Consider the following 26,903-nt stretch of genomic DNA (forward strand, 5'->3'; position numbering starts at 1 on the left):
TTGTTTTAGAAAAAATCATAAATGGTGTATAATTTAAGTAGATGGTTAAGTCGAAAATTAAGGTTACAAAAACGTGATTTACTTCTATATTTTTAACGAGATTTTTTGAGCATATTGAAGAAATCGTTATTAGATTATGATTCATAAGGAATTTTCTCTTAAAATATTGAGAGAAAGACCTTTGAATACATTTAAAATAATTTTCATAGGGGGATTTTTATGGATAAAAATTTATTGGGAACAAACATTGTTACACAGATAGGCATAATTGTAAAAGACATTGAGAAAGTATCACAGACTTATGCAGACTTTTTTGGAGTTGAGAAGCCTAAGTGGAATTGGACAGATGGCTATGAAAAGTCACATGCTGAATTTAATGGGAAACCTTCTAATGCTCGTGCAAAGCTTGCCTTTTTTGATATGGGTCAGCTTCAAATAGAGCTTATTGAGCCAGATGAAAACATGAGCACTTGGAGGGAGTTTTTGGATAAACATGGGGAAGGTGTACATCACATAGCGTTTCAAGTAAAAGACATGGATGAAAAGATAGAAGCATTAGAGAAAAATGAGATGAGCCTAGTCCAAAAAGGCGATTACGAAGGCGGGAGATATGCTTACATAGATACTTCTTCGAAGTTAAAGGTAATCATAGAGCTTTTGGAGAACTTTTAAATGAAATTGCCAAGGAGGCGTCAATATGAATATATTGATTACAGGTGCTAACAGAGGACTTGGAAGAAACTTAGTCGAAAAAGCACTTATAAATAACCATAAAGTATATGCAGGAGTTCGAAAAATCAATGATGTTGCATCTGAATTAAAAGATCTAAAGGATAGATATGAAAAAAAGATGAATTTAATTGAATTAGATGTAAGCGATGAAGAATCTATAAAAAGAGCAGCTATACAGGTAAGCAAAGAAGAGGATTCTTTAGACGTTATAGTAAACAATGCAGGTATATTAAAAGGAAGAGGAAAAGAAATAGAAGATTTAGATTATACTGATTTAGAAGATACACTTAAAATCAACTTGATGGGTCCAATGATGGTTGTAAAATATTTTCTGCCATTATTAAAAAATGGCAGAGAAAAGGTGGTAATTAATATATCTTCGGAAGCTGGAAGTTTTGCAAATGCCTATGGTGGTGATTATCCGTATGCTGTATCAAAGGCAGCACTAAATTTCTTTACGGCACAGCTAAAAGATGCTATGAAGGACTACAAAGGGAGAGTTTACGCAGTGCATCCTGGATGGATGAAGACAGACATGGGTGGAACATCAGCTCCGTTAAGTCCTGAAATTTCTGCAGAAGGAATCATGAAGATTATAGAGGGAGACATTAAAGTTGATGACAACCAGTTTTTTATAGATTTCACAGGACAGTCAATGAAATTATAAAAAAGGGATGATATTGTGAAAGAGATAGTTGCGATTTTAGGTGATTTCTACCATGATGAAGAAATTATAAAAAGATCTCTATGTAGAGCCATAAATAATCTTGGCAGCGTAAATCTTAAGCTTATAGACATTGATGAGTTACAAAAGGAATTAAAATCAAAACCTGATTGTGTAGTAATATTTAAAGAAAATAGATTAAATCCGCAATCGGAGAGTGTTGACCTCTGGATGACAGAAGAGATAGAAAAAGAAATAGTAAACTACGTAAAAGACGGGAGAAGCTTATTTGCATGGCATTCTGGTCTATCATCATATCCGGAAGATGGAGAATACAATAAAATGCTAAAGGGATATTTTCTACATCATCCTGAAAAAAATGATGTTGTACAATACGTACCGCAAAAAGATATGTTAGGGGAATTTGAAAGTGCCATCGATCCATTTGGGTTTGTTGATGAACATTATTTTGTCAAATGCGAAGAAAATGATACAAATGTATTTTTGCGCTCCTTCTCTAAAGACGGACAATCCATAGCAGGATGGTATCATCATTTTGGGAAAGGCAAAGTATGCTGCTTGACTCCTGCCCACAGGGAAGATGGATTATTGGACGAGTCATTTTTAAAGACGTTACATGAGTGCATAAATTGGTGTATAAAATAGTAAATACTTTTAAATGAAAAGGCAAGATAGGCTGTGCAAGATAATAGCCAGCCTATCTTTTAATTTTTTTTGTATTTTGTACGATAAATACGATACGATTTCTACAAATCAAATTTTAAAATCGTATTGACACTAAATAAAAGTTACATTATACTTAAATTAAGCAAAAAATAAAGTGCAAATCAAACGAATACGGGTGATAAATGTGAAGAAAGTAACCTTACAAGATATTGCAGAGGTCATAGGTGTGTCCAAAAATACTGTATCAAAGGCACTGAGAGGCGCTGAAGGTGTAAGTGCCGAAATGAGAAGCAGGATATTGGAGACGGCTATGAAGATGGGATACAAAAAGATAAAAGACATTCCAAATAAGATCTTAAATGTAACCATACTTTGCAGAGAAGATTTTCTCGTTGAATCCACTTTTTGGTCTAATGTCTTATATGGAATTGAAAACGCAGCCAGAAGCAATAATTTAAAATTAAGCATTACAGGCATTGATGTAGAAGGTGAAGAAAATCTAAGTATTCCTAGCACTGTTACAAAAGATACTACAAATGGAATCATAATAGTAGGTACTTTAAACGATGAGTTTATAAAAAAGATAAAAGCAACGAAAATACCATTTGTAATTGTAGATCATTATAGCAATGCAATTGATTGTGACTACATAAATACAGCAAATGAAAATGGAATGTACAAAGCTGTAAAACATCTATATGATAATGGACACAGAAAGATAGGCTTTATAGGCAACAACGAATGGGCATTTAGTTTCAGGGAGAGATATTTTGCTTATGTAAGGACCATGGAAGATCTGGGCCTTAGTATCGACAAAGATTATGTATGGCTAGACATAAATTTAAAAGGTGCAGAATTTTTCAAAGATCCCGAATACTTTAAGAAAAAGATTACCGTAGCGGAAAAGTTTCCTACTGGCTGGGTTTGTGCAAATGATAAAATTGCATTGGCGTTTATGAGAAGCTTAGAAGATTTGGGAGTAAAAATACCTGATGATGTTTCAGTTGTAGGATTTGACAATATTGAAATGAGTGCGTATTCTCATCCTGCTCTTACGACTGTAGATATTCCAAAGAGCTCTTTAGGTGAAAAGGCCGTCAATCAACTTTTGTACAGGATGAATAATCTTGATAAACCCTACGAAGATATTAGGCTATATACGCAGCTTGTGATTCGCAGTTCAGTTAAAGAGATAATTTAAAAATTTATAATTTACAGGAGGTGGTAAATGAAGGTTTAAAATTTTCTTTGACATTAATTTTAGGTGAGGGGACGTGTCAAATGGAGAAAATAGTACATGAAATGAATAAAGAATTGAAGGATAGAATTTTTCCCTTTTGGAGCAAATTAAAAGACGAAGAAAATGGCGGTTTTTACGGATATGTTGACTATGACTTAAATATTGACAATAAAGCCTTGAAAGGTTCAATATTAAATTCCAGAATATTGTGGTTTTTTTCTGCATTTTACTGTTTAGATAAAGAAAAAAAAGCACTTGAACTGGCCCATCATGCCTATAAATTTTTAAGAGATAATATATTGGATAAAGAAAATAAAGGTCTCTATTGGATGGTAGATTATAAAGGAGAACCTGTGGATACCAGAAAGCATACCTACAGTCAGGCTTTTGGAATATACGGATTGGCTCAATACTACAAAGCGACGGGCAATGAGGAAGCCTTAAATATTGCAATCGATTTGTTTAACACTATTGAAAGAAATTGCAGAGATGAAAATGGATATTTGGAGGAATTTGATCGCAATTGGAATCTTAAAGAGAATTATGAACTTAGCGAACATGGAGTAATATCCAGCCGTACAATGAATACGCATCTTCACATATTGGAAGCCTACACATTGCTTTATGATGTTTGGAAGAATAGTAATCTTAAAAAAAGCATAATCTATCTTCTCAATCTCTTCAAAGATAAAATATACAGTGAAGATGGAAAATATCTAAAAGTCTTTTTCGACGACAATTGGAATACTACCATCGATATAAAATCATACGGGCACGACATAGAGGCAAGCTGGCTTTTAGATAAAGCTGTGGATGTATTATGTGATGAAGAAATAAAAAATACAACAAAAAAATACACTATGGAAATTGCTGAAAACATATTAAACAATGTGTATTCACCGGATGGCATGGTAAATGAAACTGTTGAAGGTAGAACTGACTTATCAAGAGTATGGTGGGTTCAAGCAGAATCTGTAGTAGGTTTTTTTAACGCATATCAAAAGACAAATGATGTTAGATTCATAGAAGCTTCAAAGAATATCTGGGAATATATAAAAAGATATGCGATCGACAAGAGAGATGGTGGCGAGTGGTACTGGAAGGTTGATGAAAATGGGAAACCATTTGAAATGCCTATTGTGGAACCTTGGAAGTGTCCTTATCACAATGGCAGGATGTGCATTGAAATTATAGAAAGGGTGAAAAACAGTGAGGTTTAAGGACAGGTATAAGCTGGAATTGCGTAAATATGAGGATCTGATAAACAGAAAAAATGAGAAGACAGAAGACTACAACGGCATATTTGACAGGTACAAATACCCAGTCTTGACAAGAGAGCATACACCGCTTTTTTGGAGATACGATCTTGATGAGAGGACTAATCCTTACTTCATGGAGAGGCTTGGTGTGAATGCTGTATTTAATCCCGGTGCGATAGAATTAGATGGAAAGTTTTATCTTGTTGCTCGTGTTGAAGGATACGACAGGAAATCGTTTTTTGCCGTTGCAGAAAGCGACAGCGGCATAGACGGGTTTAAATTCTGGGATTACCCTGTAGAATTTGACGATTTATACCCTGAAGAAACGAATGTATACGATATGAGGCTTACAAAGCATGAAGATGGATGGATTTATGGCGTATTTTGCTCTGAAAGCAAGGATCCAAATGCTCCTCCAGGCGACTTATCGTCTGCTATTGCAAGTGCAGGTATAGTTCGCACAAAGGATCTTAAAAAATGGGAAAGACTTCCTAATCTTAAGACGAAATCACCACAGCAGAGAAATGTAGTACTGCATCCTGAGTTTGTAAATGGAAAGTATGCATTTTACACAAGACCTCAAGATGATTTCATAGAAGCGGGAAGCGGCAGTGGGATTTGTTTCGGTTTGTGCGATGACATAGAAAATCCGGTGATAGATGAAGAAAAACTTGTAAGCCCAAGAGTTTATCATACTATTACAGAAGTAAAAAATGGGGCTGGATGTGTTCCGATAAAAACAGAAAAAGGCTGGATACACATAGCACACGGTGTTAGAAATACTGCAGCAGGATTGAGATATGTTATATACTTATTTGTAACAGATCTAAATGATCCAAGTAAAGTCATAGCAGCTCCAGGAGGGTATTTGATTGCCCCGAGAGGCAATGAGAGAGTTGGTGATGTATCAAATGTAGTATTTACTAATGGTGTAATCGCAAGAGATAATGGTGATGTTTACATCTACTATGCTTCATCAGATACCAGAATCCATGTTGCAACTACGACTGTCGATAGACTCTTGGATTATGCTTTTAACACACCGCCGGATGCTCTAAGATCTATGGATTGTGTAAAGCAGAGAAAAGAGCTTATTAAGAAAAATCTCGAATTAAACATGAGATAGAAAGCTTTATTCTATAAATAATAGGAGTTGAATTTGATGAAAAAATATGGATTTAATTTCCAGTGGATATACGTGTGGGATGAAGGCAAATCGCCTTTGAAGCCAGACTTGAAAGCTTTGGATTTTTTAGTGGAGACAGGCTTTAACTTCGTAAGGATACCGACAGATTATAGATTTTGGATAAAAAATTTTGATTATTTTAATCCTGATGAAAGCGTTTTTGAATATATAGATTTGTACTTAGAAGAGTGTAAAAAGAGAAATATTCACATGTGCCTCAATATACACAGGGCACCTGGATACTGCATTAACCGCAATGACATAGAGCGTGATAATTTGTGGATCGATAAAGTTGCTCAAGATGGATTTGTATATCAATGGCAGGTATTTGCTAGAAGGTACAAAGGAGTGCCAAACAAATACCTAAGCTTTGACCTTTTAAATGAGCCACCGGATATAGGGCAGTACGGCATGACTCGCGAGATACATGCATCACTGATTAAGCGCACCGTTGAGGCAATACGTGAAATTGATCCTGAAAGAGAAATAGTCATAGATGGCTTAGGTGGTGGGAATATAGCGATGCCTGAGTTAGCTGATATTGGCGCGATACACAGTGGTAGAGGATATCAGCCGATGGCTTTAACGCATTATGAGGCAACTTGGTGGAATGGCTATATAGGACTGCCAGTGCCTAAATATCCAGATCTCATTTGGGATGGGAAAGTGTGGAATAAAGACACCATAAGAGAATACTACAAGCCATGGCGAGATGTGGAAGAAAAAGGTGTTAAGGTGCATATAGGCGAATTTGGATGCTTCAACAAGACACCAAATGATGTTGCTTTAAGATGGTTTAATGACCTTTTAAGCTTGTACAAAGAATTTGAATGGGGCTATTCCCTCTGGAATTTTAAAGGGCCATTTGGAATCATAGAACATGGCCGTGATGGTGCTAAATATGAAGACTTCCATGGATATAAAGTTGATAGAGAGCTTTTAGCTCTTCTTATAGAGAATAGAGTTTAAGATAAAGTAAGAAGAAGCCGGTTAAGTAAAAACCGGCTTTTTTCTTACTTGCCAATATGTTGAATGCTCACTTGAATTACTTTAATTATAAACCTTATATAATGGCTAAACTACCAAAAGTTACGTAAGTAATCGTTATTTAATCAAATATGACGCCTGATTCAAGTAAAATCATATTAAATTCAAGTAAAAATTGCTTGAAAGTTATATATGCATAACGTATAATTAAATTGCAAGAAAAAAATTACACTGAGGTGTTTAGATTGCCGGCAATCAAAAAGAAAAAGGTTACAATGAAGGATATAGCAGAAAAATTGAATGTATCTGTAAATGCAGTATCGATAGCGCTAAATGATAAAGTTGGAGTAAGCGAAGATACAAAAAACCTGATTTTAAAAACAGCCGATGAGATGGGCTATTTTGACGAAAATCCATCATTCATCATTAAAAATCACTTTAAAAATATTTGTCTCATTATAGAAGAAAGAAATTTTCGAGATACTCATTTTTACACAAAAGTAATACTTGGAATAGAAAATGAGGCTAGAAAGAATAATTTTGACATCTTGGTAAACTTTATGAATAAAGACGATTTTCAAATACCGAAAAGTGTTGAGAGCAGAAAAGTTTCAGGAATATTAGTTGTAGGAACGATAAAAGATCAGAACTTAAAGATGCTTTTAGATTATGGAATACCGATAGTACAAGTCGATCATTCATCATTTTTGATAAATACAGATGCAATTTTGACTCAAAATATGCCTGGATCTTATATGGCCACAAAATATCTCATTGAAAAAGGACATACCCAGATAGGATTTTTCGGCGAGATAGATTTTTCTCTAAGCTTTAAAGAGAGGTGGCTTGGATTTAACGAAGCCATGAGAACATCGGGGCTTAATATTGACCCTATATTAAATGTAAATCCAGGGTACTGTGTAATTGGCAGTGTTGAAAAATACGTCTTAAGCAAAAACTACAAAGAAGTAGCAAATATTATCTCAAAGATGGAAAAGCTTCCAACTGCTTGGGTATGCTCAAACGACAGTGCGGCTATAACGCTATACAATGCATTAAACATTTTAGGGTTGAAAGTACCCGATGATATTTCAGTTGTAGGCTTTGACGACATTGATATATGTAAAATTGTCACTCCTCCGTTGACTACGGTTCGTGTAAACAAGGAGTTAATGGGCGTCAAGGCAGTTCAAAAACTCTTGTGGAGGATGAATAATATTAAAGAACCGTATGACCATATAAGAATGGAAGTTAAATTAATTGAAAGAGGATCTGTAAGAGAAATAAGATAGAGATCTAAATCAACTATGTAAACGTGCTTATCTCACAAAAATTAATTTAAATCTAGGAGGTAGCAATTACGATGAAAAAGAGAATTTCAATTTTGATATCGGCTTTGGTGATTTTATCAATACTTGTGAGTGGCTGTTCAAGCAGCTCAAACAAGCAAAATTCTTCTTCCAATGCTTCTAAAAGCACAACCAATAAGGTGACTATAAAATTGTCTACATGGGCAGGAGCAGAAGAGGCAAAACAATTGCAGTCAATTATCGATAAATTAAATGCTAGCTCAAAAGATTACGTAATAGAGCAAAATTCAAACCCTGCTGACTATGACACAAGGATTACAACTCAACTTTCAGCAGGTGATGGTGGCCCTGATTTGTTTTGGGTATCAGCACAAAGAGCGACACAACTTGCAGCACAAGGTGCATTACTTGATATAACAAACTATTTATCTAAATCCGATAATAAATCAGCTAACGTTTCTGATTATTACGAAAATTCATTAGCACCGTTTAAATATCAAAATAAAATATACGGTTTGCCATGGGCTGAAAATCCCGTAGTTTTATACATCAATAAAGATATGTTTGATAAAGCTAAAATTCCATATCCAGATGGTACATGGAACTGGGATAAGTTTTTAAGTGTTGCTCAGCAATTGACGGTTGATGCAAATGGCAAACATCCGGGAGAGGCTGGATTTGACAAGAATAACATCAAACAGTGGGGTTTCACACTTAACGGTTGGCCACCAGTTCAAATGTTTGTATGGCAAAATAACGGTGAAGTTATAACACCGGATTTCAAAAGCTCACCTATAGATACTCCTGAAGCCAAGAAGGCATTTGAGTTCTACTCTGAATTGATAAATAGTCCTGCGGTTCCTTCACAGCAGACGATTAAGGATCAGGGCTTTGATACAATGTTTAAAAATCAAGAAGTTGCGATGTTCATGGGTGGCGCTGCGGATAGCTTAGAGACGCAAGTTAAATTTAATTGTGGTGTATATGAGGTTCCATCAGGTCCCACAGGTAAAAAGGTTACTTTTGGAGATTTGTACGGAATGGCAATAAACGCAAAGACAAAGAATCCAGATGCAGCGTTTAAAGCATTTATTGATTTGACAAAGGCTATTCAAGAATGGAAAGTGGTGCCTCCTATAAAATCAGAAGTAAATGTTGATGCATTGAAAAAATTGCATCCAGACAGAAGCACAGAAACATTGGATACAATAGTAAAATCGATGTCTTATGCGGAAGGTTTCAGATATTTTGTAAATTATCCAGACTGGGATAATATATTCTGGAATCAGCTTATGGATCCAATAATCAACAATAAAGCAAATCCAGATGATCTCATTCCAAAAGTCAAGCCGCAATTGGATAATGTTTTAAAACAATACATTAGCAACAAATAATTATGGAAAGGAGGGTAAACCTCCTTTCCAATTGATGAGATAAGCACGCTTACCTTATTAATACAAGGTTGGCATTCCTTTTAAAACTAAAAGGAGGAATTCAAATGGAACAATATTTAGGAACTACAGAACGATGGTTTATAACACCTTTAGTTCTTATGTTTCTTGCAATGATAATATATTTATTGCTTAGAAAGTTAGGATGGAAGGCAAGAGCCGCTACTGGATTTGCTTTAGTATCACCATGGCTTATAGGATTTATTATTTTTACAGCATTTCCACTTATTTATTCTTTGTATTTAAGCTTTACTAATTACAGTTTGTTTGGCACACCGAAATGGATTGGGCTTAACAATTATATATACATTTTTACTAATGATTATGAATTTTGGCCGTCAGTTAGACTGACTTTGCTTTATGCAACATTTACAGTTCCTATAGGTGTCATAGGTTCTTTGATGATAGCCATGTTGTTGAATAATCGTATAAAAGGAATAGGTGCATTTAGAACAATTTATTATTTACCTGCTGTTATGCCAGATGTGGCAGTTGCATTAATATGGAGATGGCTTTTTAACAGTCAGTCTGGTCTTATTAATTATGTTATTTCACCCTTTCTTAAAATTTTTCACATTGGGAAAATAGACTGGTTTGGCGATCCTAAATACGTATTGTGGGCATTCATAATAATGAGTGTATGGGGAATTTTTGGAACAAATACAGTTGTTTTTCTCGCGGGACTTCAGGGTGTTCCCAGAAGTCTTTATGAGGTTGCCGAACTTGATGGTGCAAATTCATGGATTAAATTTTGGAAAATAACTATTCCACAAATATCACCTGTAATACTTTTACAAGTGGTAATGGGAATTATTAGTGCATTGCAGATATTTACTGTGGCAATGTTTGTAAGGCCTACAACAGGAGCGGGAATATTTATGAATCAATTGATTTACAATAGAGGTTTTACACAATTGCACATGGGGCAAGCATCCGCAATAGCATGGGTATTATTTGTAATAATATTAGCTTTTACTCTTTTAGTTTTTAAATCCACACCAGCATGGGTACATTACGAAGGGGAAATTAAAAGGTAATTAAGGAGATGTTAAACTATGGTGGATATATTACACATGTATAAAAAATCTAACAAAGTTCGCAATATAACAAAGAAAACAATTTTGTACATTGTACTTTCTGCAATAGCCATAGTAATATTGATGCCTTTCTTTTGGATGCTGTCAACAGCATTGAAATCTAATGCAGATATTTTTGCATGGCCGCCGGATTTCTTCCCTAAACCTGCATTATGGGGGAATTTTGCAAAAGCATGGCATGCTATGCCATTTAACATATACCTCATAAATAGTATATTTATAGTTGTTTTGGGGATGGTAGCTGAGATAACCAGCGAGACTTTGGTAGCATATGGCTTCGCACGCTTTAAGTTCCCTGGAAGAGATTTAATTTTTTTCATACTTTTAAGTACAATGATGTTGCCTTTTCATGTAACATTAATACCAACTTATTTGATATGGCAGAAATTAGGCCTTGTAGGCCAATTTGATCCGCTGGTGATAAGGGCATGGACAGCATGGGGACCTTTTTACATTTTTCTTTTGAGACAATTTTTGATGGGAATTCCTTTTGAGTTAGATGAAGCTGCAGAGATTGATGGTGCGACCCCGTTGCAAACTTTTGTTCATGTTATTTTACCTCAGATTAAGCCCGCTCTTTTAGCTATTTGCGTGTTTACATTTAGAGGATATTGGAACGATTTTTTAGGGCCTGTTCTTTACCTAAATGATATGAACAAATATACAATGACTCTTGGTATGTACTTCTTCATGGGTGGTGTAAATGAACAACCAAGTTGGAATTATTTAATGGCTATGTCAATTGTGATAGCACTTCCTATGCTCGTTTTATTCTTTATTGCTCAACGGTATTTTATTGAAGGAATTACTTTTACTGGCTTAAAAGACTAAGTTTATTCTTCTTAAATATTATTATGATTGAAGGGGATGACAATAGAATGGGTACATCTTATGGCAACTATTTTAACAAATTCATTATAGGTGCTAATTACTGGCCAAGAAATTACGGCATTGATATGTGGAAGAGATGGAATAAGGAAGAAATTAAAAGGGAGTTTATGGAGGCTAAAACATTAGGACTTGATGCATTAAGGATAAATCTGTTGTGGGAAGATTTTCAGCCACAGCCTGATATTATATCGGAAGACGCGATTAAGAAATTTGATGAACTTATTGAAATATGCCATGATGTAGGCATAAAAATAGCTCCTACGTTTTTCGTAGGCCATATGAGTGGAGAAAATTTCGATGTAAAATGGAGAGATGGTAAAAGCATATACAGTGATCCTTTTATGCTGAGACATGAAATTAAACTGGTAAGATTTTTTGCACAAAGGTACAAGGACGAAAGCGCCATACTATTCTGGGATCTCTCCAACGAGCCTGACAACTATGTTAAAGCAGAGTCGAATCATGATGCATGGCTTTGGAATTATATACTGTCAAATGAGATAAAAAAGCACGACAAAAATCATCCAGTGACGTTAGGAATACATCAGGCATCTCTTCTTTCAGACAATAAATTTTACCCAGAAGATATGGGTGAAGGCAATGATTTTTTATGTATGCATGCGTATCCAATATATACAGATACATGCATTGACCCTGTGAATTCCATAAGGAGTACTTACATTGCACCATTTGCATCAAAGCTTACAAAAGCTCTGGGAGGCAAAGATGTTCTATTTGAGGAATTTGGAGCCACTACACTTATGATGTCAGAAGAAATCGAAGGTAAATACTATAAAACAGTTTTGTACAGTTTATTTGCAAATGAAGCTTTAGGTGCAATGGCATGGTGCTTTGGAGATTTTACGGTTGGCAACAAATTGCCTTACAACACTACACCCTTTGAAACGCACTTTGGCATAACTGCATTTGATGGCAGGCCAAAGCCATCAGGACTTAAAATAAAGGCTTTTTCAGAATTTATAAATAAAATTGAGTATGATGAATTAATTCCAAAAAGCTGTGATGCAGCTATAATTGTTCCTGATAAGTATTATAATGCATTATTTGTTGGCGATGATTATACACCTGAGAGGAATTTCAGAATACTATTAAATAGCTTTATACTTGCAAAAGAAGCTGGTATAGATGTAGAGATGGTAAAAGCTTCTGATATTGATTTTAGCAAATACAAAATGCTGATACTCCCATCAGCATATAGGAAGGGACATCTAACACACGATCAGTGGATGAGGATAGTTGATTATATAAAAAGCGGTGGTACATTATATGCATCTTATGACGGAATTGCAGTTGAAGGTTTTGACGAAGTTTTTGGCATTGAAACACAGTATTCAATGGTGCCGAAGGATAATATCGCTTCAATTTATATAGAAGACAGAAAGATTAAGTTAAATTATAGCACACTTAAATTTAATAAACACTTAATCGTAAAACCTACTACATGCAGTGTGATTGGATACGACAATGAAGGGAATCCTGCAGTAGTCATAAATAAATTCGGTAAAGGCAATGCAGTCCTTGTGACATACCCTGTTGAGCTATATTTAAGCTACATGCCAGACGTATATAAAGACGACAAAACTTACGAAATTTACAAATTGGCAAAAGAATTATCAAATATAAATCCGAAGATAGAAGCGGGTTCTCCATTTGTAGAAGCCAAAGAATTTGAGTATAAAGGGGAAAAATTAGTCGTGTTTATTAATCATGAAGATATTGATGTCAAAGTCGAAGCGAACATTTCTGGAAGAGTGAAAGATTTAATAAGCAATAAAGAAATTGATTTGGAAAATTTCGTGATAAAAGCCGATGAAGCAGTTGCATTTTTGATGTAGAAGGAGGTATTATAATGTTTAGGCTAAGGAGGCTTACAGATAAACCAATATTGTCGCCTTTAAAAGAACACGAATGGGAAAGAAAAGCTGTGTTTAATGCCGCAGCAATATACGAAAATCACAAGTTTCACCTTTTTTACAGGGCTTCTAACAATGGATTTGTTTTAAACACAGAAAAACCAGAAGAGGAAAATAAATTTGTATCATCAATAGGCTATGCGGTAAGCAGTGATGGCATCAATTTTGAGAGATTTGATAAGCCTATTATAGTAGGTGAGACAGAGCAGGAAGAATGGGGTGTTGAAGATCCCAGAGTAACAAAAATTGATGGTAAATATTACATGCTTTATACAGGTTTTGGAGGCAAAGACTGGAATAATTTTAGAATATGCATAGCTACATCATACGATTTAAAAAGATGGGAAGGACATAGGGTGGTCCTTGATGAGCCTAATAAAGATGCAGCACTTCTGCCTGAAAAAATAAATGGGAAGTATGTCATGTTTCACAGAAGAGAACCAGATATTTGGATAGCATATTCAGATGATTTGATAAACTGGACTAATCATAAGATAATAATGATGCCTATTGAAGATACATGGGAATCTAAGAAGATTGGCATAGCTGGGCCTCCTATAAAAAGAGATGATGGATGGCTTCTTATCTACCATGGAGTTGACAAAAATAATGTGTACAGGTTAGGTGCAGCACTTTTAGATTTAAAAGATCCTTCAAAAGTGGTAGCAAGGCAGAAAGAGCCTATTTTGGAGCCTGAGCTTAAATGGGAAAGAGAAGGTCTTGTACCAAATGTAGTTTTTAGCTGTGGTGCAGTTGAAGCAAATGGAATGTACTACGTTTATTACGGTGGTGCAGATACACATATAGGTGTCGCAGTAGTGGAAAAAAATAAAATATCATTTTAAGGAGTGGATAAATTGATAAAGCTAAAAAGGCTAAGCGACAAACCAATTTTAGAACCAGTGACAGAGCATGAATGGGAGAGAAAAGCTGTATTTAACTGTTCTGCAATATACGACAATGGATTGTTTCACCTTATCTACAGAGCGACAGATTTAGGACCACACAAAAAATACGGCAAATATATATCGAGGTTAGGCTACGCTGTAAGCAAAGACGGAATTAACTTTATGAGGCTTGATAAACCTGTTTTAAGCAATGACGTAGAGCAAGAGCTAAGAGGGTGCGAAGACCCAAGGATAGTTAAGATTGATGACACGTACTACATGATGTATACAGGCTTTGGAGATAGGACAGATGATGACTACAGAATATGCCTTGCAACTTCAAAAAATTTAATAAATTGGGAGAGAAAAGGTGTTGTTTTAGATGAGCCAAACAAAGATGCTGCACTTTTTCCAGAAAAGATAAATGGCAATTATGTAATGTTTCACAGAAGGTATCCGGATATATGGATAGCATACTCCAGCGATTTGAAAACATGGTTTGGCCATAAATCAATAATAAAACCTATCAAAGGCACTTGGGAAAGCTCAAGGGTAGGTGTGGCTGGACCGCCTATAAGGACTAAAGATGGATGGTTTCTTATTTACCATGCTGCAGATGACGATAATGTCTATAGATTAGGTGCAGCACTTCTCGACATAAATGATCCATCGGTAGTTTTAGCAAGGCAAAAGGAACCAATTTTGGAACCTGAGCTTGAATGGGAAAAGAACGGCTTTATATCAAATGTAGTTTTTAGTTGCGGCAACGCAGTAAGAGGCGACGACATATTTGTATATTACGGTGGCGCAGACACTGTAATAGGTGTAGCGTATATAAATATGAATGATATAAAATTTGATTAATCAGAAACGGTTTTAATGTTTCATAAAAAATTATCGATGAAATGAATTAATTAAAACTGTTTAGCTTTTACTGCATGGGCAAAAGTAGTATAATTTATGATATCAATATTACAGGAGGCATAAATCATGTGGAAGCTTTATGCAGTATTGTCTGCTTTATTTGCAGCACTGACATCTATCTTAGCAAAAATCGGCATAAAAGGTGTGGATTCAAACCTTGCAACGGCAATACGCACAAGCGTCATCATATTTTTATCATGGGGCATTGTTTTTACAACAGGTGTGCAAAGCGGCATGAAAGCATTGACACGAGAAAATTGGCTTTTTTTGATTTTATCAGGTCTTGCTACAGGTTTTTCATGGCTTTTTTATTACAAAGCCATTGCGCTGGGAGATGTTTCAAAAGTTGCTCCTATAGATAAGTCCAGTATAGTCATGACACTTGTTTTGTCATACATAATTTTAGGTGAGCATTTTGACTTAAAGGCTATAATTGCAGGGATATTGATAACGGCAGGTACATTTGTCATGATTATGTAGCGTATATGCCTTCACAATGCCATATTTTACCCTTCTTAAAATTTGTCACAGAAAACGGATGACAGAAATGAAACGGCATAGCGGCAGGGTTCGCATTTGACTATAAAGACGATCCAAAGGCAATGGAAATACAAGAAAGCATAAGCACTTTAGGACTTCAAGAAACAGTGAAGAAAGTGACAGGGCTTGATGAAACAATCCTTATAGATAAGATAGTAAAGAAGTACAAAGAACTTAAATCTGATAAGATAAAATAAAATGATTTAGCCATAGTCTTAAACCTTAAATATATGGTATAAGACTATGGCTTTTATTGTATTGTATCAACTAAAAACATCTTTCAAATCTATAACGAGATCATCAAATATGGAAACTTTAACATTATCTTCTTCAGTATAAATTTCAGGTCTGCCATATCTATTATTTTCCTGTAATGTAAATACATTAACTATTTTAAGCTCGGGCTCTATTATCCAATACTCCTTTACTCCATTTTTTTCATACAAATTAAACTTTTCTACTCTATCCCTTCTTGCAGTTGAAGGAGATGTTATTTCAACAATCAAATCGGGAGCACCTTTGCATCCTTCATTGTCAAGCTTCGATTTATCACACACGACTACAATATCAGGTTCTACAACAGTTTTAATATCTTTTTCGTTTTTTTCAGGAAATTTTACTCCAAAAGGTGCATAATAAACATTACACTTTTTATCGTTTAAATAATTGGCAAATTGTAGATATATTGCACCTGAGATTTCTTGGTGTATTCGTGACGGAGGAGCCATCAAATAAATCTGGCCATTGATTAACTCAATTCTTTGATTATTTGGCCAATTTAAGTAATCTTCATAAGTGTACATTTCTTTTTTATCAGGCAATTCCATAATTAACACCTCTTTCCTATATCTTTGTCTATCTAAAAATCATCTACGTATTCATGAAAATTTTCCCTTTTCAGATTCATTGTATCATGCGTATATTATACATGCAATATATGATATAATATATCCGTACATTTTATGCCATTCAATATGGCATATTTTTTGCATTATTTTGTTTACGGGGGATGGTTAATCGTGGATGAAATTATAAAGATAATAGAAAATGAAGACAAGAAAAATCCTCTGACAGATGAAAAAATTGCTTCTATATTAAATATAAATAGAGAAGAAGTGACACAGTATAGACTTTTAAATAGTATACCTGATTCGCGAGAGCGGAGAAAGCCATATCTTTATGAAGATGCAAAAAAGATTTTAAGAGAGGATAAAGACATTTCAGATAGGAAGTTTACAAAGAGATTAAACGATTTAGGATATGACATATCGAGATTTGCGGCATCACAGGTAAAAAAAGAAATCTTAAATTCAGAACTTATAGTGGCTGATAATGTAAAAGATGATGATGGCAAAGATGATGAAATAAATCGAGAAAGTGATTTTATGTCGTTTAAAGAGATAATAGGACACGATGGAAGCCTAAAGACACAGATAAGCCAAGCAAAAGCTGCAATTCTATATCCACCACATGGCCTTCACACTCTCTTATTAGGACCGTCTGGCGTTGGGAAAAGCCAACTGGCAGAAGCCATGTACGAATTTGCGTTGGAGTCAGGCAGGCTAAAAGCAGGTAGTCCTTTTATCGTCTTTAACTGTGCAGACTATGCGGATAATCCACAGCTTCTTATGTCTCAGCTTTTTGGATATGTAAAAGGTGCCTTTACGGGTGCAGAGTCCTCAAAAGCTGGACTTGTGGAAAAAGCCGACGGTGGGATACTGTTTCTTGACGAAGTCCACAGGCTTCCCAGCGAAGGGCAAGAGATTTTATTTTTTTTACTTGACAAAGGAAAATTTAGGAGGCTTGGAGAGACTGACAGCGAGCGTCAAGCTAACATAATGCTTATAGCGGCTACAACAGAAAATCCGGAGTCATCACTTCTACTTACATTTAGGCGTAGGATACCAATGGTTATTGAACTTCCTCCGATAAGTGAAAGGCCTCATACAGAGAGATTTGAGATTATAAAATTTTTCTTTAAAAAGGAAGCGTTTAGAATAAATAAGCCCATAAAATTAAAGCCGGACGCCCTTAGAGCTCTAATGCTTTATGATTGCCCAGGCAATATAGGCCAAATGAGAAGCGATATACAAGTAGCATGTGCAAGAGGTTTTTTAAAAACTTTAGACAGTAGAGATGGCGAAATAACGATAAACCTTGCTGATTTGCCAAACCATGTAAGGATGGGGCTTTTAAAAGTCAGCAAAAGGGAACCATATATAGAAGAATATTCGGATAAAGACATCATAATATATCCAAACAAGGTAAGCAAATTGCTGCCTAAAGAAGATAGGTACATTTTGCCTGATGAAATATACCAGTTTATAGAGGATAGATTTACTGAGCTAAAAAATGATGGGCTAAAAACTGACGAAATCTACAAGATCGTTGGAAGTCAAGTAGAATCAGAACTTAAAAAATTTGCCAATGATATACGAACAAAAAATTTTGTTTCAAAAAAGGAATTAAAGGAAATTGTAGGAGAGAAAATATTATATGCCGTTGAAGAAGCCATAGACATAGCAAAGGAGAATTACAAAAATATAAAGGACAATCTTTTTTATGCACTTGCTATTCATCTAAGCGCGGCTTATGAAAGGGTAAAAAGCGGAAAATCCATATTTAATCCGCAGCTTGAAAGTGTCAGAAGGGAATATCTAAGAGAATACGTTGTAGCAAAAAAGATGGTTGAAAAAATCAATAAAATATTGGACATAGAGCTTACAGACGATGAGGTTGGTTTTGTAGCCATGTATTTGAGAACATTTTCAGCCAGTGAAGGTGGAAATAAAGGCAATGTGGCTGTTATAGTATTAACACACGGTCATGTAGCCTGCGGTATGGCAGATGTGGCGAACAAGCTTTTAGGGGTAAATATAGCACACGGTATAGAGATGGCACTTGATGAAAGCCCTGAAGATGCACTTTTGCGTACAATTGAAGTTGTGAAAAAGGTGAATGAAGGGAAAGGCTGTATAATACTTGTTGACATGGGTTCACTCATCACTTTTGGTGAGATAATAACAAAAAGGACAGGTATACCAACAAGGACGATTGGAAGGGTAGACACTGTTATGGTCTTGGAAGCCGTAAGGCGGGCTATTTTGCCAGATGCCACAATCGACGAAATAGCTGATGCACTTGATGAAAATAAATCTTACGTAGGGCATGTGGAAGGTGTGAAAGATTCAAACAAACTTCCAAAAGCCATAGTAACCATCTGCATAACTGGTGAAGGTACTGCACTTAAGATAAAGAAATATATTGAAGATAAGATACCAGAGATAAAAAATGGATTAAAAATAATACCTGTAGGGCTTTTCAGCGAAAGAGAATTAGACGCAGAAATAAATAGAATAAGAAGCAAAAACAATATTCAAGCTTTTGTTGGAACCATCGATCCTAAAATAAGTGATATCCCATATATCTCTGTCGAGGAAATAATGAATGGAGAGGGGCTAAAAAGGTTAAAGAAATTAGTAAACATGGATGTTGTGGGAGAAAGCCGCCTAAAAGAAGTATTAGACGATGACCTAATACTATTTGATGTGGATGTATCCATGAAAAGCGATGCTATAGACAAAATGGCGTATATGCTTGAAGAGAAAGGCTATGTTGATGAAAAGTTTATTTTAAGCGTGTACAAGAGAGAATCGATGGGTGCTACGTGGATGAAAGGAGGTATTGCAATACCACATGGAGACACAAAATATGTCACAAAACCTGCCATAGCCATAGCAAAGTTGAAAGAACCTATTTATTGGGAAGGAGATTTTAAGACAGACTTAATTTTTATGCTGGCTTTGAAAGAAGACGCTAAAGATTACATGCTTGATTTGTATAAAGTTCTGTCGAATGAAGCAATATTGAAAGACTTAGAAAAAGCCAAAAGCAAAGAAGAGATAAAAGAAATAATTATAAGAAATACAATACCGTCCAATTAATTGGCACGGTATTTGCATTATATAAAGGTGTAAACAATGAGGAGGTAGATTATATGAAGATATCGGAGTTTTTCAACAAAGAATTAATTGTTACAAATTTTGATGCAGTATCTCAAGATGATGTATTTAACGTACTTTTTAAAAAACTATTTGAAAACGGATATGTCAAAGAGACATATTTAGAAGCAGTTAAAAAAAGAGAAAAAGTTTTTCCGACAGGTTTGCTATTAAACAAATACAATGTTGCGATACCTCACACTGATCCAGAACATGTAGTAAAACCTGCGATAGCCGTCGCAACACTGAAAAACCCTGTTGTCTTTAAAAACATGGCAAATCCGTTGGAAGATGTTTTAGTCAATATAGTCTTTATGATTGCTTTAAACGAATCTCACAGTCAAGTTGAAATGCTGCAGCAACTAATTCAACTGATACAAGATGATTCACTACTGGAAAAGATCATAGGTGAAGATGGAGGTGATGGAATAATAGAAAGCATAAAAAAGTGTACCATATGAAACAAATTAGAACGTTGAAAGGAGAATGAGTCATGACGAGAAAGACGATAATAGTAGCATGTGGAACTGGAATAGCCACGTCAACTGTTGTTGCAGAAAAAATAACAGAAGCATGTAAAAAAGAGAATCTTCATGTAAACATAATCCAATGCAAAGTCACAGAAATCAAGGGATATGCGGAAAATGCAGATCTAATCGTGACTACGACGATTTTAAAAGACAATTTTGGCAAAAAAAGCATCAATGCTCTTTCCTTGATAACAGGTATAGGCGAAGAAAAAGTGCTTGAAGAGATTATAAGTGAATTGAAAAAGTGAGGTGTTATGAATGAGTGTAATAAAATATTTGCTAGACCTTGGAGCTGTTGTAATGCTTCCTATAATAATCTTCGTGTTGGGTTTGATTTTAGGTGAAAAGCCTGGCAAAGCTTTCCGTTCAGCATTAACAATAGGAATAGGATTCATTGGAATAAATCTTGTTATAGGTTTGCTTGTTAATAATCTTGGACCTGCGGCACAAGCAATGGTAAAAAACATGGGTGTAAAATTAAATGTCATTGATGTTGGTTGGCCGGCATCATCAGCAATTGCATTTGCATCGAAAGTAGGAGCTTTTGTAATACCATTAGGACTTGCTATTAATATCATAATGCTTGCTACAAGACTTACTAAGACTGTAAACGTAGATTTTTGGAATTATTGGCACTTTGCTTTTACTGGGGCACTTGTGGCAGTTGCTACAGGAAACTTGACATTAGGTTTGATCGCGGCAGCAATTAATGCAGCTATAGTATTGAAACTTGCAGACTGGACAGCAAAAATGGTTCAGGATTTTTACGGATTACCGGGAATATCGCTGCCGCATGGTTTTTCAGCAGCGTATGTTCCAATAGCTATACCATTGAATAAATTAATTGATAAGATACCGTATATTAATAAAATAGAAGCGGACCCTGATACAATTAACAAAAAGTTTGGCATTTTTGGAGAACCTGTAGTATTGGGTTTAATTTTAGGATTGATATTAGGTACATTAGCAAAATTCGACGCAAAGACAACTTTAAATCTTGGTATGTCTATGGCTGGTGTAATGTTTTTAATGCCGAGGATGGTAAAGATACTTATGGAAGGACTTATACCAATTTCTGAAGCTGCAAAATCATTTATGCAGAAAAGATTTGCGGGCAAGGAATTCTATATAGGGCTTGACTCAGCAGTTGCAGTTGGCCATCCTGCAGCAATATCTACAGCTTTAATTTTAGTACCTATTACGATATTGATTGCAGTGATATTGCCTGGTAACAATGTTTTACCATTTGGCGATTTAGCTACAATACCGTTTATGGTAGCGATGATAGCGCCTATCACAAGAGGAAATGTGTTCAGGTCAGTCATAATAGGAGCAATTGTAATTGGAGTAGGACTTTTAATTGCAACTAATGTTGCACCACTTCTTACACAGGCTGCAACAGACGCTGCATTTAAATTTCCAAGTGGCGCTTCTCAAATATCAAGCATTTGTGACGGTGCTAATCCTTTGACATGGATAATTTTAAAGATTATGGATTTGTTCTAAATATTGAAAAATCTTAATGGGAGTTTTTTAATACTCCCATTAAGATTTTGAAAATGTTATATTAAATAAGGAGATGATCTCTTGTTAGTATCATCAAAAGAATTATTTAAAATTGCAAGAAAATATAATTTTGCCATACCGGCTCCGAATTTTGTAGATCAGAACTCTATAAAAGCATATATAGAAGTCGCAGAAAAATTAGATTTGCCAATTATTTTAGCATATGCGGAAGCACATGAAGATTTCTTGTCATTTGATGAAGCAGTTTATTTAGGCAAATATTATGGTGAAAAGGCTAAAATTCCAGCAGTTTTGCATTTTGATCATGGTACAAAAAAAGAATTAATAGTCAGAGCTATAGATGAAGGATTTAACTCAGTTATGATAGATGCTTCTATGGACTCATTTGAAGACAATGTTAGAAAAACAAAAGAGATAGTCAAATACGCTCATTTGAGAGGAGTAGTTGTTGAAGCCGAAATTGGGCATGTTGGCAACAGTGAAAATTACAGAAATAACGACAATAGTGCTAGTATATATACTACCGTTGAAGACGCAAAAAGATTTGTTGAGCTTACAGATGTAGATTCTTTAGCAATTTCTATTGGCACTGCTCACGGACATTATAAAGGGGAACCAGTTATAGATTTTAACAGATTAAGAGAAATTAGGAATGCTGTAGATATTCCTTTGGTACTTCATGGAGGATCATCTTCTGGAGATGACAATCTTAAAAGATGTGCTACCGAAGGAATAAGCAAAATAAATATCTATACTGATTTGGTAACTGCTGCATGCGATAAAGTAAAAAACACTCAATTCAATGATTATTATGAGTTACTTTGTGCTCAAAGAGAAGGTATGAAAGAATGCTTAGAACATTATTATGATGTTTTTGAAACAAACAAATATAGAACAAGCTAATTTCATGTGAAGGGGTGATAATGATGAAGGGTATAAGAGTTCCATTTTTTGTAGTCAATCCCAAGTCATATCTTTACGGTGAAGAAAGTTTGCGATTGGCATTTGCTGCAGACAAGTTTGCTGAAGAATATGATGTTGATATATTTTTTACTGCGCCGTTTGCAGATTTATATTACATTAAATCTAATACAAAAAACATCAAGATTACAGCACAACATATGGATCCATTACTACCTGGACGAGGGATGGGCTATGTACTGCCTGAATCCATAAAATCATCGGGTGCTGAAGCAGTATTTTTAAATCATGCTGAGCATTCATTAAAACTATCGGATTTGGTCAAAACGATAAAAAGAGCGAAAGATTTAGAACTTATTACAATTGTATGTGCTGATTCTGTAGAAGAAGCTACAGCTATAGCTATGTTGGAACCTGACATACTATTGTGTGAACCAACTGATTTAATTGGTACAGGGAAAACCAGCGGTTATGAGTATATAAGAGAAACTACGAGAAAGATAAAAGATATAAATAGCAATATCTTAGTCATGCAGGCAGCTGGAATAAGTTCTGGAGAAGATGTTTATCAGACGATAATAAATGGTGCCGATGGGACAGGAGCGACAAGCGGCATAATTAATGCACCAGATAGAATAAAAATGTTAGAAGAAATGATACAGGCAATTGTAAAGGCAAAAAACGAATTGGGTTACGGAAGGAGGCCTTAGAATGAAAATCTATAAAGAACAAATTTATTTAACATCTCATGGAGGAACACCTAGCTTTTTTAATATAACTCCTTCTGTTAAGGAAATAATCAAAAAAAGTGAAATACAAAATGGCATCTGTGCTGTAATTTCTCCTCATACTACCTGTTCTGTGTTTTTTGAAGAATTTGTTCACGATTATACTGAAGATGGTGATGAATATCTGCAGGCTGATTTAAACAATGTCCTAAAAAAGATCATCCCAGATCAAGTTGAGGAAGGACAATATAACTATCCTGGTGAAAAACATTATGAAGCAGTATTATCATGGCCCGATGCAGAAGACTATCTTCCAAATGGTGATCGCTCAGCGCTTCTAAACTGTGATGCACATTTAAAGGCTACATTGATTGGTTCTAGCGAGATATTTGAAGTTGATAATGGAAAATTAGGGGTAGGACCAACAGGCTATATTTACTTTGTAGATTTTGATCGCACAAGATCACGCATTCGTAAATGTAAGATAATTGTATTGGGAGAATGATTTTTAGATTAAAATTATTATTAGTTAAAACGGTATAGAATGTCGAAAAATTACTTCATATGCAAAACTCCACTATAGGTGGAGTTTTAGGCTATATATTTTAATATCAAACATATGATTAAATTTTCATTCAAAATCAAGAATAGTTTACAAGAGGTGTTTATATGATAAAGTATATGGAAGCCGATCTGTTTTGCTTACACTGCAATAAAAATACTAATCACGTGATTTACTACGATGGTGATGAAAAAATCATTAGAATAAAATGTCAAGATTGTAAAACCGAGATAGAGCTAAAAGATGACTTTATATCAGAAAATAAAAACATTGGATTATTAGAGAAATCTTTCAAAATAACAGAAGAATTGATAAGCGAATTAAATAAATTATTATTTTCAATACCTATTAAAATTCTAAAATCGCCAAGTGATTTTAGAAATAAAAAGAATTAAAAATGTATTCACTGCGGCTATGATAGCCGTTTTTTTACTGTATTTCTACAACATAACTCGAAAGAATATCCTTTTTTAGTTTATCCCATATTTCGTCATCATAAATTACAATACCCTTTTCAATTGCTTCCACAGAAATTGGATTTTTTTTAAGATATAGTTTTTTAAATTCCTCAGTGCTATAGCCTTTTGGTTCGATTGCATCAAAAACATAATCATAAAGTAGTGTCATTCTTTCCTTATAATTAGCAGGCATTTTATCAGATATTAATATTACGTCAATATCACTGCTATCGTTAAAGTCCCCTCTGGCAACTGAACCGATTATAATAGCACACATAGGATGTAAAACATTGCTAATAATTTCTGAGTATTTCTTACCTATATCTATAAGATTATTCCTTTTCTTTTCCCTTATTATCATTGCTGGATTCATTTATGTATTCCTCCACATAATTTAGAATATTTTGAGCATATTCCAATGATATTTTAGCATCATTTTCATCATAATATTCGTAAGGACTTCCTGATGGGTAAGCATCCGGGTATCGTGGCTGAATGTAATCTCTGTCAAGTTTTCTAGCCCACTTATTATAATCATCAGGTTTATTAATTCCAGCATTATCAAGATCATTTGCTAATTTAACAAGTGAATGGCCTACTATAGAAATTCCAAACGCTCTTAAAAGTGCTTTAATAGCATATTCCGCAGCTTGCTGTGCTTTAAAACATGACCATGAATAATCTCCATCTTTATAATCTCTATAAGCTGATTTAAAAGTGTGAATTGCTTGATTAAACCATCTGTTATATTCATCCATATCCATACTGTTCACCACCAATACTATTTACTACTTTAATTATACTTTAACATTTTTGGATACACAACTACAAGTAGAGGATTAAATCTAAATTTTCGATTTTACGCTTTTGAAAGAAGTATATTGATTAGTACTTTTTATGAGATTATATAATTGAACAAAAACTCTTATAACTAATTTTTTATTATTTTCTTTAAATATAACTTGCTTCACTGAAAAAAGTATGTTATAATAATTTTAGGTGATATAAGATGAGACTCAGAATTGGCAATAAAGATTTAATAAAAGATATAAATCGTTCACTTGTAATAAATGAAATAAGGTTGAATGGTCCAATTAGCCGCACTGATATATCAAAGAATTTAAATCTAGGTTTATCAACTGTAACAAATATTGTAGAGGAGTTAAAAACACAGAAACTCATATTTGAAATTGGTGAAGCTGATTCAACCGGTGGAAGAAAACCTATATTATTAGAATTTAACTATAATTATGGATACACTATAGGCATAAAAATAGAAGAAAATAATTTGATTTTTGCCCTTACTAATCTTAATGCTGATATTATAAGAAGAAAAAAAGTACCATTTAAAAGAGGCTCGAATAGCAATGATGTTTTAGAGTTGATTATCAAAAATATAGAGGATTTAATAAAAGCAATACCAATGGATAGAAGTTTACTTGGCATAGGCATAGCTATATCGGGGCTTATAGATCAAAAAAGAGGACGGTTAATATACTCTGGAATGCTAAACTGGTCAGACATTGATATTAGTGGAATTCTAAAAGATAGATTTAATGTACCTGTATATGTAGATAATGATGTAAACGCATATACACTTGCTGAATTGTGGTATGGACAAGGAAGAACACTCAGCAATTTCATCGTAGTGACGTATGGCTCTGGTATAGGTTCCGGTATAGTAATTAATAAGCGTCTTTACTGTGGCGATTTTGGAGGTGCTGGCGAAATTGGACATATGGTTTTAGTAGCCGATGGCAGAAAATGTGAATGTGGGCAAAAAGGGTGTCTTGAAGCTTATGCTTCTGAGAATTTTATCATAGATTATATAAAAGAAAATATTCAATTTTTTAAGGAAAGTAAAATAAATATAGATGAGGAACTGTCTATTGAAAAAGTTTATGAATACGCTAAAAATGGCGATATGCTAGCTATAAATGCACTGAAGCTGTCTGCAAAGTATTTAGGTTATGGTCTTTTAAGTGTGATAAATATTTTCAATCCATCGACTATTATACTTGCAGGCGAAGGAATGGTAGCAAAAGATATTATTCTTCCTGTTGTAATTGATATTGTAAAAAATAATTTTTTTAAAATGCATGAGAAAAAAGTCCAGATCAGAGTATCTAATCTAGGTGACGATGCTTGGGAGATAGGAGCATCATTACTTGCAATTAGCAAGCTTTTTGAAATGCCGCTATATGAAGAGCAAGAAGATGCTTTTGCGGCATTTTAAATAAATTTTTTCAACATACTTTCTTCAATGAATCATAGATATGAGCATAATTAAAAAATCGATCAAAAATAAAAACCAGAATAGGTAGGTAATGTAAATGATAAAGGCTAAAAAATATACTTGAACATTTAAAACTAAATAAAAGAAAAAA

Annotated in this window: 28 protein-coding genes; 25 read left to right on the top strand and 3 right to left on the bottom strand. The window is 34.5% G+C overall.

The genetic code is table 11. The annotated features are described in order from the left end of the window. The first annotated feature begins 219 nt into the window (after nt 1-219). The 16 genes from GSH73_RS04600 to GSH73_RS13690 all read left to right on the top strand — a co-directional run bounded on the left by GSH73_RS04600 (nt 220) and on the right by GSH73_RS13690 (nt 15,986). Nucleotides 220-672 (top strand): VOC family protein, encoded by a 453-nt coding sequence (locus tag GSH73_RS04600; RefSeq protein ID WP_014759171.1) that lies wholly within the window; start codon nt 220-222, stop codon nt 670-672. A gap of 25 nt (nt 673-697) precedes the next feature. Then, nucleotides 698-1,399 carry an SDR family oxidoreductase gene (locus GSH73_RS04605; RefSeq protein WP_014759170.1) on the top strand — a complete coding sequence of 234 codons (702 nt, stop codon included), beginning with the start codon at nt 698-700 and terminating at the stop codon, nt 1,397-1,399. Nucleotides 1,400-1,414: 15 nt separating this feature from the next. Beyond that, complete coding sequence (locus tag GSH73_RS04610) at nt 1,415-2,062, top strand: ThuA domain-containing protein (RefSeq protein ID WP_014759169.1); 648 nt, start codon at nt 1,415-1,417, stop codon at nt 2,060-2,062. Nucleotides 2,063-2,267: 205 nt separating this feature from the next. Further along, nucleotides 2,268-3,284, top strand: coding sequence for a LacI family DNA-binding transcriptional regulator (locus GSH73_RS04615; RefSeq protein WP_038070222.1), 1,017 nt, complete (start codon nt 2,268-2,270; stop codon nt 3,282-3,284). Nucleotides 3,285-3,364: 80 nt separating this feature from the next. Then, nucleotides 3,365-4,543, top strand: a complete 1,179-nt coding sequence (locus GSH73_RS04620; protein ID WP_014759167.1) for an AGE family epimerase/isomerase — start codon at nt 3,365-3,367, stop codon at nt 4,541-4,543. Further along, nucleotides 4,533-5,708, top strand: a complete 1,176-nt coding sequence (locus tag GSH73_RS04625; protein ID WP_014759166.1) for a glycoside hydrolase family 130 protein — start codon at nt 4,533-4,535, stop codon at nt 5,706-5,708. Before GSH73_RS04620 ends, GSH73_RS04625 begins: the two co-directional genes overlap by 11 nt. 36 nt (nt 5,709-5,744) lie before the next feature. Continuing rightward, nucleotides 5,745-6,737 carry a glycoside hydrolase family 5 protein gene (locus GSH73_RS04630; RefSeq protein WP_014759165.1) on the top strand — a complete coding sequence of 331 codons (993 nt, stop codon included), beginning with the start codon at nt 5,745-5,747 and terminating at the stop codon, nt 6,735-6,737. A gap of 263 nt (nt 6,738-7,000) precedes the next feature. Beyond that, on the top strand, nt 7,001-8,047 hold the full coding sequence (locus GSH73_RS04635; protein ID WP_014759164.1) for a LacI family DNA-binding transcriptional regulator: 1,047 nt from the start codon (nt 7,001-7,003) through the stop codon (nt 8,045-8,047). Nucleotides 8,048-8,118: 71 nt separating this feature from the next. Continuing rightward, nucleotides 8,119-9,459: an ABC transporter substrate-binding protein gene (locus tag GSH73_RS04640; RefSeq protein WP_014759163.1), complete on the top strand. Its 1,341-nt coding sequence runs from the start codon at nt 8,119-8,121 to the stop codon at nt 9,457-9,459. A 104-nt stretch (nt 9,460-9,563) separates the two neighbouring features. Beyond that, nucleotides 9,564-10,553: a carbohydrate ABC transporter permease gene (locus GSH73_RS04645; protein ID WP_014759162.1), complete on the top strand. Its 990-nt coding sequence runs from the start codon at nt 9,564-9,566 to the stop codon at nt 10,551-10,553. An 18-nt stretch (nt 10,554-10,571) separates the two neighbouring features. Next, the gene (locus GSH73_RS04650) at nt 10,572-11,444 is read left to right on the top strand and encodes a carbohydrate ABC transporter permease (RefSeq protein ID WP_014759161.1); all 873 of its coding nucleotides are present in this window, start codon (nt 10,572-10,574) and stop codon (nt 11,442-11,444) included. A gap of 47 nt (nt 11,445-11,491) precedes the next feature. After that, a complete protein-coding gene (locus GSH73_RS04655) occupies nt 11,492-13,360 on the top strand; it encodes a beta-galactosidase trimerization domain-containing protein (RefSeq protein WP_014759160.1) in 1,869 nt (622 codons plus the stop codon). A 14-nt stretch (nt 13,361-13,374) separates the two neighbouring features. Further along, the gene (locus GSH73_RS04660; RefSeq protein ID WP_014759159.1) at nt 13,375-14,283 is read left to right on the top strand and encodes a beta-1,2-mannobiose phosphorylase; all 909 of its coding nucleotides are present in this window, start codon (nt 13,375-13,377) and stop codon (nt 14,281-14,283) included. Nucleotides 14,284-14,295: 12 nt separating this feature from the next. Next, the gene (locus GSH73_RS04665) at nt 14,296-15,189 is read left to right on the top strand and encodes a 1,2-beta-oligomannan phosphorylase (RefSeq protein ID WP_014759158.1); all 894 of its coding nucleotides are present in this window, start codon (nt 14,296-14,298) and stop codon (nt 15,187-15,189) included. Between the two features lie 126 nt (nt 15,190-15,315). Then, nucleotides 15,316-15,729 carry an EamA family transporter gene (locus GSH73_RS04670; protein ID WP_014759157.1) on the top strand — a complete coding sequence of 138 codons (414 nt, stop codon included), beginning with the start codon at nt 15,316-15,318 and terminating at the stop codon, nt 15,727-15,729. A 122-nt stretch (nt 15,730-15,851) separates the two neighbouring features. Continuing rightward, complete coding sequence (locus GSH73_RS13690; RefSeq protein ID WP_267889023.1) at nt 15,852-15,986, top strand: hypothetical protein; 135 nt, start codon at nt 15,852-15,854, stop codon at nt 15,984-15,986. 66 nt (nt 15,987-16,052) lie between these two features. Here GSH73_RS13690 and GSH73_RS04680 read toward each other — a convergent pair whose 3' ends face one another. Next, nucleotides 16,053-16,616 carry a Uma2 family endonuclease gene (locus GSH73_RS04680; protein ID WP_014759156.1) on the bottom strand — a complete coding sequence of 188 codons (564 nt, stop codon included), beginning with the start codon at nt 16,614-16,616 and terminating at the stop codon, nt 16,053-16,055. A 189-nt stretch (nt 16,617-16,805) separates the two neighbouring features. Here GSH73_RS04680 and GSH73_RS04685 point away from each other — a divergent pair, with 189 nt between their 5' ends. The 8 genes from GSH73_RS04685 to GSH73_RS04720 all read left to right on the top strand — a co-directional run bounded on the left by GSH73_RS04685 (nt 16,806) and on the right by GSH73_RS04720 (nt 24,453). Further along, a complete protein-coding gene (locus tag GSH73_RS04685) occupies nt 16,806-19,733 on the top strand; it encodes a sigma 54-interacting transcriptional regulator (protein WP_038070238.1) in 2,928 nt (975 codons plus the stop codon). A gap of 53 nt (nt 19,734-19,786) precedes the next feature. Further along, nucleotides 19,787-20,251, top strand: coding sequence for a PTS sugar transporter subunit IIA (locus GSH73_RS04690; protein WP_014759154.1), 465 nt, complete (start codon nt 19,787-19,789; stop codon nt 20,249-20,251). Between the two features lie 32 nt (nt 20,252-20,283). After that, nucleotides 20,284-20,568, top strand: coding sequence for a PTS sugar transporter subunit IIB (locus GSH73_RS04695; RefSeq protein WP_014759153.1), 285 nt, complete (start codon nt 20,284-20,286; stop codon nt 20,566-20,568). 10 nt (nt 20,569-20,578) lie between these two features. After that, nucleotides 20,579-21,826: a PTS galactitol transporter subunit IIC gene (locus tag GSH73_RS04700; RefSeq protein ID WP_160175241.1), complete on the top strand. Its 1,248-nt coding sequence runs from the start codon at nt 20,579-20,581 to the stop codon at nt 21,824-21,826. Between the two features lie 81 nt (nt 21,827-21,907). Then, nucleotides 21,908-22,750: a class II fructose-bisphosphate aldolase gene (locus GSH73_RS04705; RefSeq protein WP_014759151.1), complete on the top strand. Its 843-nt coding sequence runs from the start codon at nt 21,908-21,910 to the stop codon at nt 22,748-22,750. Between the two features lie 23 nt (nt 22,751-22,773). Then, nucleotides 22,774-23,478, top strand: coding sequence for a triose-phosphate isomerase (locus tag GSH73_RS04710; protein WP_197049925.1), 705 nt, complete (start codon nt 22,774-22,776; stop codon nt 23,476-23,478). A 1-nt stretch (nt 23,479) separates the two neighbouring features. Then, a complete protein-coding gene (locus tag GSH73_RS04715) occupies nt 23,480-24,001 on the top strand; it encodes a YjbQ family protein (RefSeq protein WP_014759149.1) in 522 nt (173 codons plus the stop codon). Between the two features lie 164 nt (nt 24,002-24,165). Continuing rightward, nucleotides 24,166-24,453: a hypothetical protein gene (locus GSH73_RS04720; protein ID WP_014759148.1), complete on the top strand. Its 288-nt coding sequence runs from the start codon at nt 24,166-24,168 to the stop codon at nt 24,451-24,453. A gap of 34 nt (nt 24,454-24,487) precedes the next feature. Here the strand turns inward: GSH73_RS04720 and GSH73_RS04725 are convergent, their stop codons facing one another. Both GSH73_RS04725 and GSH73_RS04730 read right to left on the bottom strand, forming a co-directional pair. Further along, complete coding sequence (locus tag GSH73_RS04725) at nt 24,488-24,889, bottom strand: nucleotidyltransferase domain-containing protein (protein WP_014759147.1); 402 nt, start codon at nt 24,887-24,889, stop codon at nt 24,488-24,490. After that, complete coding sequence (locus GSH73_RS04730; RefSeq protein WP_014759146.1) at nt 24,849-25,280, bottom strand: HEPN domain-containing protein; 432 nt, start codon at nt 25,278-25,280, stop codon at nt 24,849-24,851. The genes GSH73_RS04725 and GSH73_RS04730 overlap by 41 nt, the downstream gene beginning before the upstream one ends. 245 nt (nt 25,281-25,525) lie before the next feature. On the opposite strand from GSH73_RS04730, the gene GSH73_RS04735 reads away from it, so the two are divergent. Further along, complete coding sequence (locus GSH73_RS04735; protein ID WP_038070226.1) at nt 25,526-26,752, top strand: ROK family transcriptional regulator; 1,227 nt, start codon at nt 25,526-25,528, stop codon at nt 26,750-26,752. Nucleotides 26,753-26,903: the final 151 nt, after the last annotated feature.

Source organism: Thermoanaerobacterium aotearoense, assembly GCF_009905255.1.
Classification (GTDB): domain Bacteria; phylum Bacillota; class Thermoanaerobacteria; order Thermoanaerobacterales; family Thermoanaerobacteraceae; genus Thermoanaerobacterium; species Thermoanaerobacterium aotearoense.